Below are 16,276 nucleotides of genomic sequence, written 5' to 3'. Positions count from 1 at the left end.
ATGCAGGAGGGATACTTTGTGAAGATTATTACAATTGAACCGACACCAAGCCCGAATACGATGAAAGTGATCATCGATCAGGAATTGCCGTTCGGCAAAAGCCATAATTACAATAAAGATAATTCAGAAGGTGCACCGGCAGAGATCCAGCAAATTTTGGCCATCGACGGCGTGAAAGGCGTTTATCATGTAGCCGACTTTCTGGCAGTTGAACGTCTTTCCAAATTTGACTGGGAAAACATTTTAGCGGCTGTCCGCAATGTTTTCGGCGGCACGAACAGTACCACGAATGATGAAATCGAAATAGATGAACATTACGGCGAAGTCTATGTCCATGTCCAGCAATTCAAAGGCATTCCGCTGCAAGTGAAAGTTTTTGACAGTGCATCAGAAAAGCGTTTTGCGATGGCGGAACGCTTTGTGACTGCCATGAGTACAGTTATGGATCCAACGGAAGAAAATTACTTATTGCAGCGGAAGTGGGCAGACTACGGCGTCCGCTACGGCGACAAAGAAGAGATCGGCAAGCAAGTGGTAGAAGAATTGGAAGCGGCTTATCCTCAGGAGAGGCTTGAAGCGATCATCGAGAAAGACCGGTCCTCTGAACAAGTGGAGCCGGTTGCCCGCGGCAGAAAAGTGTCTTTGGAGGAATTCGATACACCGGACTGGCAAACGCGCTTCCAATTGCTCGAGCAGATGAACGAAGGGGAGCTCAGCGATTTGCCGCTATTGGAACGAGCTTTGCAGGACGAAAAAATGTCCATTCGCCGGCAAGCAGCGATTTTCCTCGGAGACATCAAGGATAAAGCGGTGGTCCCTTATCTGGAGCTTGCGATGAGAGACAAAAGCTGGGCGGTCCGCAGAACAGCGGGAGACACGATCAGCGACCTCGGCTTCGAAGAGTTTGAGCCGATTATGATGGAAATCTTAAAAGATAAAAACAAATTGGTCCGCTGGCGTGCGGCAATGTTCCTTTACGAAACTGGAACGGAAGCGGCATTGCCCGCTTTAAAAGAAGCGGAGAACGACCCGGAATTTGAAGTGAAACTTCAAATCAAAATGGCAATTGCCCGCATCGAACAAGGCGAAGATGCAAAAGGCTCAGTTTGGAAACAAATGACCGAAGCTAGACAGGCGATGAAAGAAGAAAAATAAAAATAGGAGCCGGAAGTGCGTCTGCCAAGCAGATTGAGCTTCCGGCTCCTTTTTTATCAGGATTCGAGGTTTTCAACTCCAGAGTAAGAGGTAAACTGCAAGTAATACTAGAATGGGCAATCAATTATAACAGTCAATCAAATGGGGGCGAGCCAATGGGAGAAGATATCTATTCAATCGAATTATTGCACCAAGGCAAATACGAATCATGGGATTTTGGCGGTGAGGAAAAGCGCAACGAATTCTACGAGGATGTAAAAAACAAGTTCAAAGGACATGAAATCGAAGACCGAGATAATGTAGAAGATACACGCATCGTCCAACTATCTGCAACAAGCCTGCAGATTAAAAAAGACGGCGTTTCACAAACCGTTCCTTATGAATGGTATGATGCAGAGTCCTATGAAAAAATTCTGGAATACATCAATAATAATTACAGCGAGTAAAAAGCGTCTCCTTGGGAGATGCTTTTTTCATTCGCAGAAATAAATGAGAAAACTTAAATATGATGATAGGTAAATTTAAGCTATTTTTCTAAATTTTGTGAAGTGCTATACTTGTTATAGGAGAGGGGCGATAGAAAATGAGCGTTCTAAAAAATTTGTTGATCAGTATCGGAATCTTCTCGTTCTTGATAATGGCTCCTGATTGGCTAGTAGTATCTGAAGCACCGCGCCTTGATAACGATTCGGCTCTATCGAACTTTATTGGTATGTACAGAAACTTAGGAATTGCAATAGCCTCCATAGAGAATTATGCCTCGGCGGCCCTTTTAATTAGTATAGTCGGAATTATATTGACCCAAGCGCTTTCAAAAAAGGCGCATTAAGTAAAATTATAGGTCTCCATTTGGAATGGCGGGAGATTTTAAAAACCTTACTGTAAGCAAGAAAAAGTGAATCCTGTGATCAAGTAAGTTAGAATGGAAGAGAATATAAGAAACAGGGGGTATCTGAAATGAACGCATATGATGAATACATGAAAGGCATCGTTGTGCCGATGCGGCAAGAATTGACGTCTCATGGCTTTAAAGAACTATTGACTGCAGAACAAGTAAATGAACATATGAGTGAAGCCGAAGGAACAAGCTTAGTGGTGATCAATTCGGTATGCGGTTGTGCAGCAGGTCTTGCACGTCCCGCGGTGATCGAAGCATTGCAGCAGACAGATGCCAAACCGAATCACTTAGTGACAGTGTTTGCTGGACAGGACAAAGAAGCGACTGCACAGATGCGCAATTATTTTGAAGATGTACCGCCTTCTTCACCTTCAATTGCGGTTGTGAAAGATGGGCAACTCGCTTATTTCATTCCGCGCGAGCAAATTGAAGATCATGATGTTGAGCATATCCGCGACCATTTGACGCAAGTGCTTGAGCAGGTTGCTGGCGAGTGAAGACGATTGTGACCACTGCATACCGGCCGAATCAAAAGACGGATGAACTGGCAGCGCAGGTAGCGTCCGATTTGGGCATTCCTTTTGTGCTCCGGCGGAAACGCTCGATTGAACGGATTCAGTCTGATGAACAAGCCGATGTATTGGTTGCTGCAAAAGAACGGCTCGAGTTTTACCCATTGGGTAAAGCGGAGCCGTTCTTTTTTCATCCAAATTCGGCAGCATTCCGGACAAAGCGGCCGCTTGAGCAGGATCCGTTAATTGAGGTTTCAGGATTGGCCGATGGAGATTGTTTGATCGATTGTACGCTTGGAATGGCATCTGACGCCATCGTCGCTTCACAAAAGGTGGGAGCGTACGGCCAAGTAATCGGCTGTGAAGCCCATCCGACTTTAGCGTATGTCGTAGCGAAAGGGCTGCAAGAATATGAGTCAATGCCACATTTAACCGAAGCGATGAAAAGGATTCAAGTCGTAGGAATGGATGCGGTTGAATTTCTGAAGACGCGTGAAGATAATTCAGTTGATGTCGTCTATATGGATCCCATGTTCACGGAAGAAATTTCAGAGTCCTCAAATTTCCTTCCGCTCAGAGGGACAGCAAAGGCGGGACAATTGACGGAAGAATGGGTGGTGCAAGCGGTACGGGTTGCGAGGAAGTCGGTTGTCTTAAAAGCTCATTTCCGTTCAACAGATTTCGAGCAGTACGGATTTATTAGACGCATTCGGCCGAATACGAAATTCCATTACGGGGTCATCGATTGCCGTTAGAAATTTTATCTTGCAAAAGCTTTAGACAGAAAAAAACTTCCTAAGCGATTAGGAAGTTTTTTTCTTAGTCTGTAAAGTTTAATGAAGTCAAATATCCAAGCATGAATAATAGTCCTAGACCGATAAGCAATGATGCATCCATGAAAAGTTCCTCCTTTTTCGAAAAAACAGAGCTATATGATTAATTTTATTGTACAATGAATTTCAAGAAGATGAAACCTTTACGCAAGAAATTCGTTTAAATAAACAATAGAGTTACTAAAATGTTCAAAATTGTGGGTGATATGGATGAAAAGCTGGTGGCAAAAGTCTTTAATGATTGCAGTTGCTGTGTTGACTTTAGGGGCAATTTCCCCAAACCATATGATTTGGGAAAACTTGCTCGAGGATAAAGCACCAAGCAATTCGCAAGCTGCAGAAGGCAACGAAAAACTATATACATATGATTTTCTGGATCCAAGCGAACTTTATTACAGCAGCCAGTCGGTTTTGGAAACTGTACATAAAGCCGCAGAAGAACAGGCTTATCTCAAATTCGGTTCACGCATCGGCCCGGTAATCCAAGACGAATTCCAGACATCGATCTTGCCGAATATCCAACAGGCGATCAATGACCATTTGTCTGGACTTGATCCCGATAAACAAAGGCTGTTGGCAATTTCTGAGCGGCCATCCGGAGACCATGCGGAAAAAATTTTCCACGTTTACAACAGCGAAACCAGTAAAGACCTGATTCGTTTTCATGTAAGAACAGAGAAAAAACCGTTGGAAGGCTATTTCTTCAATTTCCATTACCATGTAGCAGAAGATAATTTCCAACAGCATATTGCCCTCGGCGATATTTATTGGTCCAAAAATACGCCGCCTAAATGGCTTTCTTAAAACCGTTACATTTGTAACGGTTTTTTTTGTGGGATTTTGTTATGATAACTATAACAATGGAGGCGAAATAAAATGAAACAATATTTGGATTTATGCAAGCATATTTTAGACAAGGGCACGAAAAAAGAAGACCGGACAGGAACCGGCACTTTGAGTGTTTTCGGCTATCAAATGAGATACGACCTAAACGAAGGCTTCCCATTGATGACTACAAAAAAAACGGCGTTCCGCCTGATTGTCTCAGAGCTCTTATGGTTCATTAAAGGCGATACAAATGTAAAGACTTTACTTGCGGAAAACAATCATATTTGGGATGAATGGGCTTTTGCAAAATGGGTTAATAGCGATGAATATAAGGGGCCGGACATGGCTGACTTTGGCCGCCGCGCCCAGAAAGATCCGGAGTTTTCAGCTGAATACGAAGAGCAGATGGCAATTTTCCAGCAGAAGATTTTAGAAGATCCAGGCTTTGCTGAAAAATACGGCGATCTTGGACCGGTTTATGGCCAACAATGGCGTTCTTGGGCTAAAACAGACGGCGGTTCCATTGATCAGCTAAAAAATGTGATCAATGCGATAAAAAACAATCCTGATTCACGCCGCCATTTGGTGACGGCCTGGAACCCGGAATTCGTTGATGATATGGCGCTTCCGCCTTGCCACACGATGTTCCAGTTCTATGTCGCAGACGGGAAGCTATCCTGCCAGCTGTACCAGCGCAGTGCCGATGTTTTCTTAGGGGTTCCTTTTAACATTGCTTCTTATGCATTGCTTACGCACCTCATTGCGCGGGAATGCGGACTCGGAGTGGGGGATTTCGTTCATACTACTGGAGATACCCACCTTTATGTAAACCATCTGGAACAAGTGAAGGAGCAATTGTCACGCGATCCAAAAAAATTGCCGGTCTTGAAAATAAACGAAGAAGTCGGTTCGATATTCGATTTGAAAGTTGAGGACATTCAAGTTGAAGGTTACGATCCACATCCGCGCATTAAAGCACCTGTAGCGGTATAAACAGCTGCAGACGAATAATGGAGGGGTTTTATTGATCTCGTTAATGGTTGCACATGACCCGAATCGGGTAATCGGAATAAATAATGAATTGCCTTGGCATATTCCAGAAGATCTGGCGTATTTCAAGAAACATACAGTCGGCAAAAGCATAATTATGGGGCGCAATACGTTCGAATCGATTGGACGTCCTTTGCCGAAGCGAAAAAACATTGTCGTGACGCGAAACAAAGACTATCATGCAGACGGCATCGAAATCGTCCATGATCTGGATGAAGCGATGGAACGGGGCAAGGGGCTGCACGATGAAATCATGGTGATCGGCGGCGAGCAGATTTTCAGATCAATCTTGCCAAAAGCCGATCGTTTATACATCACATTGGTGCAAAAGGAATTTGAAGGCGACACGTTCTTCCCGGAATATGGCGATGAATGGGAATTGGTTTCCAAAGCCGATCATCTCTCTTCCACAGGAATACCATTTTCCTATCTTGTTTTTGAGAGAAAGGGCTGAGTAAGCTAAGATGTATAATTCAGTTAAGACGTTTTCTTTTTTATTCGGCTATTTGCCGATTGCAGCCATGAACCTCAAAAAGTTTAAAGCGCAAAAAGCGAGTATGGGAAAAGCGGAGTATGATGCTTTAATCCATTCTGAACCTCAAAAATGGGCAGCTGGCATTATGAAGCGAACAAAAAGCAAAATTGAAATTGACGGCTTGGAAAATCTTCCCGAAGGCCCTGTATTGCTTATCAGCAACCACGAAGGGAATTTTGATATCCCTGTGCTGCTGTCATCCATTCCGAAGCCTTTCGGGTTTATTTCTAAAAAAGAAGTGAAGAAGTTGCCGATCATTCCGCATTATATGGAAGAAATGAATTGTGTGTTTCTTGATCGAACGGACCGGAGAAGTTCTTTTAAGTCGATTGCGGATAGTGCGGAAAAGCTGAAAGCTGGCCATTCCATCTTGATTTTTCCGGAAGGGACAAGGAGCAAAGGCGGAGGAGTCGGCGACTTCAAATCGGGTTTTATGCGCATCGCCAAAGATTCAGGTGTACCGATTGTGCCGATTGCCATCCATGGAACATCCGCGGTCATGGAAAAAAACAATAATAAAATCCGTCCCACCGATATCAAGGTGAGGGTATTAAAGCCGATCGAAGCCGACTTTATAAAAGACACGGATGCGAAAATCCTGATTCCTTTGATTCGTTCAAAAGTGGAAGAAGCGGTGGCGTTGATAGGAAGTGGAAAAACAGGTCTGCTATAGATCTGTTTTTTTACACAAATTCACCGGAAGTTTTAGATGGACCAACTAAAGGAATATATTATGTAGGAGTGATTTTATGCCAAAGATACACATTGTTACGGATTCAACAGCAGATTTAAAACCCGATATGATTGAAAAATACAACCTCCATGTCGTGCCTTTGAATATTCAAATCGATGGCAAGAGCTATTTAGACCGAGTGGATTTGGAACCGAAATCGTTTTTGGAAATGATGGCCACTTCAAAAGAATTGCCGAAAAGTTCACAGCCTGCCCCTGGGATCTTCAAAGAACTCTATGATCGGCTCGGAGCAAACGGCGACCAAGTTCTTTCTATTCATATGACCGGCGGCATGAGCGGAACAGTTGAATCGGCCCAGACAGCCGCAGAACTCACTGATTCGGACGTCACTGTCATCGATTCCCGCTACATTTCCCACGCCCTCGCATTCCAGGTTTTCGAAGCTGCAGATATGGCGGCTGAAGGGAAAACGATGGAAGAAATTGTTCAACGAGTGGAGACCATCAGAGAAAATACAAAGCTATTTGTGGTAGTTGATACATTGGAAAACCTAGTGAAAGGCGGGCGTATCGGGAAAGGAAGAGCCATGATCGGCTCATTCTTGAAGATTAAACCGATTGCATCTCTTGATGGCGGTGAATACACGCCAGTGGCGAAAGCCCGCAGCTATAAGCAAGTCGTTCAATATTTGATGAATGATTTCAAAGAGCGGACTGCTGGGAAAACGGTAAAAGGCATCGGAATTGCCCACGCGGAAGGATTGGCAATGGGGGCCCCGTTAAAAGAACAGCTTGAGCAAGAAGGGCATACCAATATTAAATTCGACTACACAACCCCGGTAATCTCGACGCATACAGGAGTTGGAGCTATTGGTTTCATGTTCTATACAGACTGACCAGACTGTCAAATGGATACTGTTAAAGGGGCGACTAAATTGAAACGCATCCTGTTTATTTTAATTCTAGCAGCGGGAATCTTAGCGGGATGCAGCTCATCGTTCATATTCGGGAAAGACGAAGCTGAACCTAGGGTCCCCATCGCTTTTTCTGAATATCGGGTGCCGCCGAATTTCGTACCGCAAGCACTGATTATTACAGCTCTCGGCGACTCGCTTTCGCAAGGAGTCGGCGATACTGAAAATTTGGGCGGTTATACCGGCAGGCTAGCGGATGAAATCAGTGATTGGCCGGGGGTGCGGGGGACAATAGTCGAAAATACCGCCAAACGTGGGCGCAGAAGCGATCAGCTGCTGGCCATGTTCCCAAAGGGGGTATTGACCGGCCCCATCACTGAAGCGGATTACGTCACGATGACGATTGGCGGAAACGATATCATGAAAATTGTAAAAAGGGACCTCTTTTCTTTGAATATCGAAGCTTTTAAAGATGAACTGGTTTTATATGAAAATCGCTACCGCACTATTTTCAAATCCATCCGCGCAATCAACCCTTCTGTTCCCATCATTGCGATCGGCATATACAACCCTTTTTCTTTAATCACCGATGAAGTGGAGGAGTTTGAAGAAATCATCACCAACTACAACGGAGCCATGAAGGAAATTACAGAAGAAGATCCGCTGGCCTGTTTTGTTCCTGTTGAGGATTTGTTTGTCGGCAACGACAATCTTGTTTACCATACTGATTTTTTCCATCCGAACAGCAAAGGCTATGAGCTGATGACTGAACGGATTGTTGAAAGAATGGGCGAATGCGGACTTAGTTATCAAGAATAGGAGGGGTTTAATTGAAGATATGGCGCTCCGCTTTTTTAGTGCTGCTGACAGTGAATATTCTCGCCATCTTTGCATTGTTCCTATTGATCACTACACCAGCAGAAAAGCATTCATTAGCGGATTCAAATGCAGCAGAGAATAATTTAGCCGGAAACTCGGTCATTATAAATGTAACTAAAGACGATTTCGAAGGCATCGCTAATACTTACATCCAACAGGCAATGGCTGACCAGCCGATTCCGCTCGCTTTGTCTGTCGATGATGATGTGAGCTTATCGACAGAGTTGGAAGTTTTTTCAATTACTTTGCCGATCCTGTTAAGTTTTGAACCATTTGTCCAAGAAGACGGCAATTTGCTTCTTCAGCAAAAGTCGGTCGAGGTCGGTATGCTGGATATTCCGCCTGAATCTGCGTTAAAATTGCTAAGAGACTCAGTAGAGCTTCCGGATTTCATGGAAGTTGAGCCTTCCGAGGAATCAGTGTTGCTGAAATTGACAGACATTCCGCTGGATGGCGGAATAGCAGTTAGAGCAACCTCTTTCAATCTCGAAGAAGATGATATACGTTTGCGTGTAACGATTCAGAGATAAGGATGGTGGAATTGGATGAAGACAGAAAAAGCAACATTTGCAGGCGGCTGTTTTTGGTGTATGGTCAAGCCTTTTGATTCCTATGACGGAATCGAGTCGGTGGTAAGCGGTTATACAGGCGGCGATTTGCCTAATCCGACTTATGAACAAGTGTGTTCAGAAACGACCGGCCATTATGAAGCGGTCCAAATTACATTTCAGCCTGAAGTTTTTTCTTATGAAAGACTCTTAGAAATTTTTTGGAGCCAAATTGACCCGACAGATGCAGGCGGCCAGTTTTTCGACCGCGGCCAATCGTATCAAACGGCGATTTTCTATCATTCGGAAGAACAGCGAATGGCTGCTGAACAATCTAAAAAAGACCTGGAAAACTCAGGGAAGTTTTCAAAACCAATAGCTACTAAAATTCTCGAAGCCAAGCCTTTTTATTTGGCAGAAGATTACCATCAGGATTATTATAAGAAAAACCCTGCCCATTACAACCGTTATTCAGTTGGATCGGGAAGAGCAGGGTTCATTGAAAAAAATTGGGGTGGACAATCATGAAAGAAGATTTAAAAGCAAAATTGACGCCGATGCAATATCATGTCACGCAGGAAAACGGAACGGAACCGCCGTTCCAAGGCGAATATGATCAATTGTTTGAAGACGGCATTTATGTAGATATCGTTTCAGGAAAACCGCTTTTCAGCAGCAAAGATAAATACGATGCCCATTGCGGGTGGCCAAGCTTTGCAAAACCACTGGAAGGTTCAGAAATCAAAGAGAGCTTTGACACGAGCCATGGCATGAGAAGAACGGAAGTCAGAAGTGCTACAGCAGATTCACATCTCGGACATTTGTTCCCGGATGGACCCTCTTCGCTTGGCGGCTTGCGTTATTGCATCAATTCAGCGGCATTGCGGTTTGTGCCTAAAGACCAATTGGATGCAGAAGGCTTATCTGAATACAAACAATTATTTGAATGAATGGATGCCCGGACAAATGTCCGGGCTTTTCCTTGCAAAAATAGAGGAGGGGAATAGGTGAGACGTTCTTTTTATCAATTTGCGTTGAAATATCGCGGCAAGCTAAAGGCGGATGATTTCTCGGAATTTGCAGAGTCCATGTTCTTAGACCACAGCTTTCCGAAGGCATCGGAAGACTTCGAAGAATTGTCCAGGTATATTGAAGAACGAGCGCATCCTGTATTGAAAGCTTCGACTTTTGATGCGATTTGGGATGAATATATGAGGCTTTAAGGTAATCGATTGCACAAGCAACGAAAAAACAGTATGATAAGAACGACTAAAATAAAGTGAGGTTTTATAAATGAGTGTTCACATCAATGCAAAAAAAGGCGATATCGCCGATACAATCCTACTTCCGGGAGATCCGCTTCGCGCGAAATATATTGCTGAGACTTTCTTGGAAGACGCAGTATTATATAACGATGTCCGCAACATGTTCGGCTACACAGGTACATATAAAGGCAAACGCATTTCCGTTCAAGGAACTGGAATGGGCGTACCTTCAATCTCAATTTACATTACAGAATTGATGAACGAATACGACGTACAAAAGTTGATCCGTGTAGGTACTTGCGGTTCGATCCATGAAGATGTAAAAGTGCGCGACGTCATCTTGGCGCAAGGTGCATCTACAGATTCAAAAATGAACGAAATCATTTTCAATGGCATCGATTATGCTCCGCTTGCAGATTTTGATTTGCTTTTGAAAGCTTATAATGCTGGCCTTGAAAAAGGATTGAACTTGCGTGTAGGGAATGTCTTTACTGAAGATGTATTCTACAACGAATTCGCAGAACATGAAAAATGGGCGAAATACGGCGTTCTAGGTCTGGAAATGGAATCTGCTGCACTTTACACATTGGCTGCTAAATTTGGCCGCAAGGCATTGTCTATCCTGACTGTCAGCGACCACTTGATCACTGGAGAAGTGACAACTTCTGAAGAGCGCCAGACAACTTTCAATGATATGATCGTTGTAGCGCTTGATGCAGCAATCCAGGAATAGGAACAAAAAAAGAGACTGTCTTGACAGTCTTTTTCTTTTAATTTTTAGCCAAGCCTGATAAAATCTATAACAGTTTGATTGGCATATATGAAAGTGGTGAAAATGATGGATGAAAAGCGCCCAGGTGAGGAGCAACAACAGATCCCGCCGGCAGAAGAAGCTCCGTCCCATTTTATCCGGATGAAAACATTCTATTTTATCATGCTTGTTGTTCTTCTGATATTATGTACAGCGGGGTTAACCGTTTTTGCGTTGACGTTCGGAGATGAAAAAGCGGTGGAAGTGACTTCTCCGCAAAGAAGTGAGTTCCAGAAATTATATGCAGCTTATGATCAACTGCATGCTGAATATTATGAAGACCTTGATGACCAGGAATTGATCAACGGCGCAATCAACGGCATGATCGACTCGCTGGATGATCCATATAGCGATTATATGAATAAAGATGAGGCTTCCCAGTTCCTTGAAGGCATTTCTTCAAGCTTCCAAGGAATCGGTGCAGAAGTGCAGGAGCGGAACGGCTACATCAGTGTCGTATCTCCGATCAAAAATTCTCCTGCTGAAAAAGCGGGAATTATGCCTGGCGATATCATCACTCAAGTGGATGGCGAAAGCATTCAAGGAATGAGTGCTTCTGAAGCGGTAATTTTAATCCGCGGCGAAAAAGGTTCTGAAGTGACGTTGACCGTGAAGCGCGGGGAATCAGCAGAGCCGATGGAATTCAAAATCATCCGCGATGAAATTCCGATTGAAACGGTCTATGCTGAAATGATCGGCGATAATGTTGCCCATATTCAAATTACTAGTTTCTCTGAAAACACATATGATGAGTTGTTGGGTGCTATAACAGATATGGAAGAAGAAGGCATGGAAGCCATGGTCATGGATGTTCGCCAGAATCCAGGCGGTTTATTGACGACAGCTTTGGATATTTCGAATTTGTTCATTGATGAAGGCAAAGAGATGTTTGAAGTTCAGGCTAAAGGTGCTGAACCTGAAGTCTATATGTCTTCTCCAGGAACAAAAGTCAAAGTTCCAGTAACTTTGTTGATCGATGGCGGATCCGCTTCTGCTTCTGAAATTCTCGCAGGCGCAATGAGTGAATCGGCTGAAATCCAATTAATTGGAGAAAAGACTTTCGGTAAAGGGACCGTTCAAACAGCGAGTGACCTGGATGACGGTTCGAACTTGAAATTTACAACAGCCAAATGGTTAACGCCGGAAGGCAATTGGATTCATGAAAAAGGCATTAAGCCGGATAAAGAAGTGGCTTATCCGGAATATGCATCATTGCCGATTTTAGACCCTTCAGCTGAGCTGAAAGACGGCGCAATTTCTGAAAATGTACGGACTGCAGAAAAAATGCTGGAAGCGCTTGGATTTGAAGTTGGAGAAGTCGACGGCGTTTTTGAAGAGAAACTTCAAGAAGCAGTCGAAACTTTCCAGGAAGAAAATGAGTTGGAAGTAACAGGTGTCATAACGGGTGATACAAGTTTTGCCATTATGGATGCACTGCGCTTGAAAATTGAAAAAGACGACCCGCAACTTCTTGAAGCGAAGAAAATCGTGATGGAAGAAGCCGGAATTTCTGCTGGATCTGAGAAAGAAACAGAAGAAGCAGCGAAAGAAGATACAGAAGAGTAAACTCGAGGTCCGCAAATAGCGGGCCTTTTTTATCTAGATTCCATTTGAGGGGGAAAAACAATGAAAGACGTTTATTTATTCAGCGGATTTTTAGGCAGTGGAAAAACGACATTATTAAAAAATATCATTCAGCAAGCGAAAGAAGCGGGGCTAAAACCTGCAGTCTTCATGAATGAGCTTGGCCAGATGAACTTTGACTCAGATGAAGTGGAAGATGGCGTGCCCTTAAAAGAACTTTTGGACGGCTGCATCTGCTGTACCGGCTCTGAAAAGTCGGAAGCTCAAATTCAGACTTTATTGGCTGAAGAGGAATTTGATCTGCTATTGATTGAAACAACGGGAGCTGCTCATCCGGTCGAAGCATTGGATGCCATTTTCTCGCCATTATTTGCAGAGCGTTTGAATTTCAAAGGCATTATCACGGTTGCTGACAGCAAGCGCTGGCTTGACCGGGACCAACTGACTCCGCAGATCCGTTCGCTATTTATCGAACAGATTCGCCATGCGGATTTGATCTTGGCGAATAAGATGGATTTATTGAGCTACGAAGAGCAGGGGAAGGTGACTTTCGAACTTCAAGGCTTGAATTCGTCAGCTGCGATTCTTCAGACGACGCACTCGAAAGTTCCTTTTTCAATGCTTGAGAAATTGACCGCTTCGAAGAAAGGGGCAGTCGAATCCGCTCCAGTTTCCAAATTGAACTTAAATACACGCGTCTTTCCATTTACTAAACCGGTCAAACGGGAAGACTTTGAAGAGTGGCTTCGTGAATTGCCAGAAACGGTTTACCGCATTAAAGGGTATGTGCCGCTTGAAGGGGATAAATACCCTCATGCCTTCCAATACGCTTACGGAATGGCCCAATGGCTACCGGAATATATGAAGATGAACACACAGATTGTCGTAATCGGAGAAGGGATCGAAGGGGTGAAATTGCCTTGATCGAGGCTTACCGGAAACTATGGAAAAATCGGGCCGATGCTGAAGAAATTAAGACAGAAAAGCAGCTGGAACAAAAAATACGCATTGAATTGAAAGATGAACTGACCCATCCGCGCATTCGGAAGCCGGTCAAAGAAAAGCTCGCTTTCGCAGCCGAGCGAATCGAACAATCCGATTTGGCAGAATTACAAAAAGTCCAATTACTCGAGTTATATAAAAAGATTGCCGCTCAACTTGACTGAGCGGCAATCTTTTTTTGTTTGATCAATAAACGGATCGATAAAGTGATAGCGCCTGCAGAAAGGCCAGCAATCAACCCGATCCAATAGCCGAAAGCGTCGAAACCGGTATAAGTGGCAAGCAGATAGCCGACTGGCAGACCGATGATCCAGTAGGAAACGACAGCCATGACAAACGTGATATTCACGTCTTTATAGCCTCTGAGTGCCCCTTGCACCGGAGCTTGGATGGCATCCGACACTTGGAACAACGCAGCAAACACAAGGAATTGAATGGCGAGTTCGATAACTGCCGGGTCAGAAGAATACAAGGCAGCGATTTGTTCGCGCATGAAAAACAAGATGCAAGCGGAAGCAAAACTGAATACAACTGCACTTCCGACGCTGAGCCAGCTGTATTCTCGCGCATCGTTGAAACGTCTCGCTCCGACTTCAAATCCGACGAGTATGGTTGCCCCCATCGAAATGCTGAGCGGCAGCATGTACAGAAGCGACGTGAAATTGATGGCAATTTGATGCGCTGCAATGGTAATCGTTCCGTATGTACTCATCATCAGCGTGACGGCAGAGAAAATGCTCGTCTCCGCAAAAATCGAAATGCCGATGGGGACACCGATTCGGCTGATTTCTTTTATTCGAGCAAACGATAGTTTCGTCCAAGCTTTAAATATGGTGAATTCAGCAAACGGTTTTCTGCTGTGGATGATCCATACAGCAATAGCGAGTACGAGCCAGTACGTAATGGCGGATGCATAGCCGGCACCTGGACCGCCGAGTTCCGGAAATCCGAAACTGCCGAAAATCAATAAATAGTTGAAAAGTACATTGATCGGCGCGGACATCAGTGAGATGAACATGGAAACGCGAGTCGCACCGAGTGCGTCAATATAGGAGCGAAGGGCATTGTAAACGAATAGTGGAATGAGCCCTAAACTCATGGCGAAGATATATTCAGCTGCCACAGCTTCGACTGCGGGTTCTAAATCCATTAAGCCAAGGAGCGGATCGATTCCGAATAGGAAAAAAAGAAAAACGGCGATGGCCAATATAATCGCCAAATAAATCCCGTGCTGCACGGCATCTTTTACTTCTTCTCTTTTCTTAGCCCCCATTAATTGTGCTACAATTGGGGTGATGGACATAAGTATTCCAGCTAGTCCGATGTAGACTGGGACCCAAAAAGAAGAGCCGATGGAAACGCCGGCAAGATCTTCGGTTCCATAACGTGCAGTCATGTAAATATCAAAAAAAGTGACCAAATACATCGCTACTTGTGTAATGAGTATCGGAAAAACGATTTTGAAAAGCAATTTCAGTTTTTCAGATTTTGTTTTTGTTTCGACCATAATCCATCCTCCAGTAAGACCATCCGTCCGAATGTTAAACGGACGTCAAAAATTCAAATTAGCCTAAGTATAGCATAGAACCCTCGTGCATTTTGATGAGCGTAAGGGAGAAAAAAGAGATATTTTGAGAGAGTAGGATATTAGATGAAGAAAAGAACGATTTTATTGACAGGCGGCGGCACTGCAGGGCATGTTTCCCTGAACCAGGCCATTCTTCCGGAATTGCAAAAGCTCGATTTCAACGTCGAGTATATCGGATCAAAAGACGGCATTGAAAGTGAACTGATTCCGGAGGCATTTCCGGCGGTGCCTTATCATGCCATTTCCAGCGGCAAATTGAGACGCTATTTCTCCATGAAAAACTTTTCGGATCCTTTCCGGGTAGGTGCAGGTTTAGTTCAGGCGTTGCGAATTATCCAAAAGACAAAGCCGGAAGCGATTTTCTCAAAAGGCGGCTTTGTATCTGTACCGGTTGCCATGGCGGGGAAAATGCTCGGCATTCCTGTCATTATCCATGAGTCCGATGTTACACCGGGGCTTGCGAACAAAATTGCAATGCCGTTCGCTAACCATATCTTCACGGTATTTAAAGAAACGCTGAAACATGTGCCAGCGGAAAAATCAACTTGCACCGGCTCCGTTATCCGCAGTGAACTGATGGAAGGATCAGCCGAAATTGGGAAAGAATTATGCCATTTTACAGCTGACTTGCCTGTGCTGATGATTATGGGCGGCAGCCAAGGGTCGGCAGTGGTTAATGAAGCCATCCGCAGCAACTTGCCGGCTTTAATGGAAGCTTATAATGTCATCCATTTATGCGGAAAAGGCAATCTGGATGCTTCCTTGGAAAATTTGCCAAATTATTGCCAATTCGAATACGTTACTACTGAACTTCCGCATTTGCTTCATATGACTGATTTTGTTGTGTCACGAGCAGGGTCGAATTCGATTTTTGAATTTTTGGCATTGAAAAAACCGATGCTCCTCATTCCGCTGTCTCGGCAGAAAAGCCGTGGGGACCAAATTTTAAATGCGCAATTATTTAAGCAGCAAGGCTTTGCGCATGTGATTGAAGAAGAGGAATTGACGCCAGAAAATTTCCTTTCAGAGATGCAAAAGCTTCATATGGACGAAGATTTGCTTGTAGAAAACATGACCTTGGCCGAACCGCCGAAAACAGCCAGCGAAATGGCCAAACTAGTAATTGCTCATTCAAAAGTCCGTTATATCAAGAAATAAAAGCGTTTTTGGATGGGATATTC

At 44.1% G+C, this 16,276-nt stretch carries 20 protein-coding genes; 19 read left to right on the top strand and 1 reads right to left on the bottom strand.

Translation table 11 applies throughout. The features are described from left to right. Positions 1–18: 18 nt before the first annotated feature. From NFU07_RS01780 to NFU07_RS01695, 18 genes are all read left to right on the top strand, one after another. Positions 19–1,155 (top strand): conserved virulence factor C family protein, encoded by a 1,137-nt coding sequence (locus NFU07_RS01780; protein ID WP_251473846.1) that lies wholly within the window; start codon positions 19–21, stop codon positions 1,153–1,155. Between the two features lie 155 nt (positions 1,156–1,310). Then, entirely contained in the window at positions 1,311–1,601 is a 291-nt protein-coding gene (locus tag NFU07_RS01775) for a hypothetical protein (RefSeq protein WP_251473844.1), read from the top strand. 511 nt (positions 1,602–2,112) lie between these two features. Then, positions 2,113–2,550, top strand: coding sequence for a BrxA/BrxB family bacilliredoxin (locus NFU07_RS01770; protein ID WP_251473842.1), 438 nt, complete (start codon positions 2,113–2,115; stop codon positions 2,548–2,550). After that, positions 2,547–3,320, top strand: a complete 774-nt coding sequence (locus NFU07_RS01765) for a class I SAM-dependent methyltransferase (RefSeq protein ID WP_251473839.1) — start codon at positions 2,547–2,549, stop codon at positions 3,318–3,320. Before NFU07_RS01770 ends, NFU07_RS01765 begins: the two co-directional genes overlap by 4 nt. A gap of 288 nt (positions 3,321–3,608) precedes the next feature. Next, positions 3,609–4,202, top strand: a complete 594-nt coding sequence (locus tag NFU07_RS01760) for a YpjP family protein (protein ID WP_235196371.1) — start codon at positions 3,609–3,611, stop codon at positions 4,200–4,202. A gap of 72 nt (positions 4,203–4,274) precedes the next feature. Continuing rightward, positions 4,275–5,219, top strand: a complete 945-nt coding sequence (locus NFU07_RS01755) for a thymidylate synthase (protein ID WP_251473837.1) — start codon at positions 4,275–4,277, stop codon at positions 5,217–5,219. A gap of 31 nt (positions 5,220–5,250) precedes the next feature. After that, complete coding sequence (locus tag NFU07_RS01750; protein ID WP_251473835.1) at positions 5,251–5,730, top strand: dihydrofolate reductase; 480 nt, start codon at positions 5,251–5,253, stop codon at positions 5,728–5,730. 10 nt (positions 5,731–5,740) lie between these two features. Further along, entirely contained in the window at positions 5,741–6,484 is a 744-nt protein-coding gene (locus NFU07_RS01745) for a lysophospholipid acyltransferase family protein (RefSeq protein WP_251473832.1), read from the top strand. A 76-nt stretch (positions 6,485–6,560) separates the two neighbouring features. Beyond that, positions 6,561–7,400: a DegV family protein gene (locus NFU07_RS01740; protein WP_251473830.1), complete on the top strand. Its 840-nt coding sequence runs from the start codon at positions 6,561–6,563 to the stop codon at positions 7,398–7,400. Between the two features lie 39 nt (positions 7,401–7,439). Continuing rightward, a complete protein-coding gene (locus NFU07_RS01735) occupies positions 7,440–8,237 on the top strand; it encodes a GDSL-type esterase/lipase family protein (RefSeq protein ID WP_251473827.1) in 798 nt (265 codons plus the stop codon). Between the two features lie 11 nt (positions 8,238–8,248). Further along, on the top strand, positions 8,249–8,827 hold the full coding sequence (locus tag NFU07_RS01730; protein WP_251473824.1) for a YpmS family protein: 579 nt from the start codon (positions 8,249–8,251) through the stop codon (positions 8,825–8,827). Positions 8,828–8,842: 15 nt separating this feature from the next. Further along, positions 8,843–9,373: a peptide-methionine (S)-S-oxide reductase MsrA gene (gene msrA / locus NFU07_RS01725; protein ID WP_251473823.1), complete on the top strand. Its 531-nt coding sequence runs from the start codon at positions 8,843–8,845 to the stop codon at positions 9,371–9,373. Beyond that, positions 9,370–9,795 (top strand): peptide-methionine (R)-S-oxide reductase MsrB, encoded by a 426-nt coding sequence (gene msrB / locus NFU07_RS01720; protein WP_251473821.1) that lies wholly within the window; start codon positions 9,370–9,372, stop codon positions 9,793–9,795. The genes msrA and msrB overlap by 4 nt, the downstream gene beginning before the upstream one ends. Before the next feature lie 57 nt (positions 9,796–9,852). Further along, positions 9,853–10,068 (top strand): YozE family protein, encoded by a 216-nt coding sequence (locus NFU07_RS01715; RefSeq protein WP_251473820.1) that lies wholly within the window; start codon positions 9,853–9,855, stop codon positions 10,066–10,068. 70 nt (positions 10,069–10,138) lie between these two features. Continuing rightward, the gene (deoD, locus tag NFU07_RS01710; RefSeq protein ID WP_235196362.1) at positions 10,139–10,843 is read left to right on the top strand and encodes a purine-nucleoside phosphorylase; all 705 of its coding nucleotides are present in this window, start codon (positions 10,139–10,141) and stop codon (positions 10,841–10,843) included. Positions 10,844–10,948: 105 nt separating this feature from the next. After that, positions 10,949–12,487: a lmo1851 family serine protease gene (locus tag NFU07_RS01705; RefSeq protein WP_251473818.1), complete on the top strand. Its 1,539-nt coding sequence runs from the start codon at positions 10,949–10,951 to the stop codon at positions 12,485–12,487. 60 nt (positions 12,488–12,547) lie between these two features. Further along, positions 12,548–13,429, top strand: coding sequence for a CobW family GTP-binding protein (locus NFU07_RS01700; protein ID WP_251473811.1), 882 nt, complete (start codon positions 12,548–12,550; stop codon positions 13,427–13,429). After that, positions 13,426–13,671 carry a hypothetical protein gene (locus tag NFU07_RS01695; protein WP_251473809.1) on the top strand — a complete coding sequence of 82 codons (246 nt, stop codon included), beginning with the start codon at positions 13,426–13,428 and terminating at the stop codon, positions 13,669–13,671. The genes NFU07_RS01700 and NFU07_RS01695 overlap by 4 nt, the downstream gene beginning before the upstream one ends. Here the strand turns inward: NFU07_RS01695 and NFU07_RS01690 are convergent. Beyond that, positions 13,659–15,014 carry an MATE family efflux transporter gene (locus tag NFU07_RS01690; RefSeq protein ID WP_251473799.1) on the bottom strand — a complete coding sequence of 452 codons (1,356 nt, stop codon included), beginning with the start codon at positions 15,012–15,014 and terminating at the stop codon, positions 13,659–13,661. The genes NFU07_RS01695 and NFU07_RS01690 overlap by 13 nt on opposite strands. 144 nt (positions 15,015–15,158) lie before the next feature. On the opposite strand from NFU07_RS01690, the gene NFU07_RS01685 reads away from it, so the two are divergent. Continuing rightward, on the top strand, positions 15,159–16,253 hold the full coding sequence (locus tag NFU07_RS01685; RefSeq protein WP_251473797.1) for an undecaprenyldiphospho-muramoylpentapeptide beta-N-acetylglucosaminyltransferase: 1,095 nt from the start codon (positions 15,159–15,161) through the stop codon (positions 16,251–16,253). The last annotated feature ends 23 nt before the right edge of the window (positions 16,254–16,276 follow it).

The sequence above is a fragment of the Planococcus sp. NCCP-2050 genome (assembly GCF_023708025.1).
Taxonomy (GTDB): domain Bacteria; phylum Bacillota; class Bacilli; order Bacillales_A; family Planococcaceae; genus Planococcus.
This window is presented reverse-complemented; position numbering and strand designations above follow the sequence as displayed.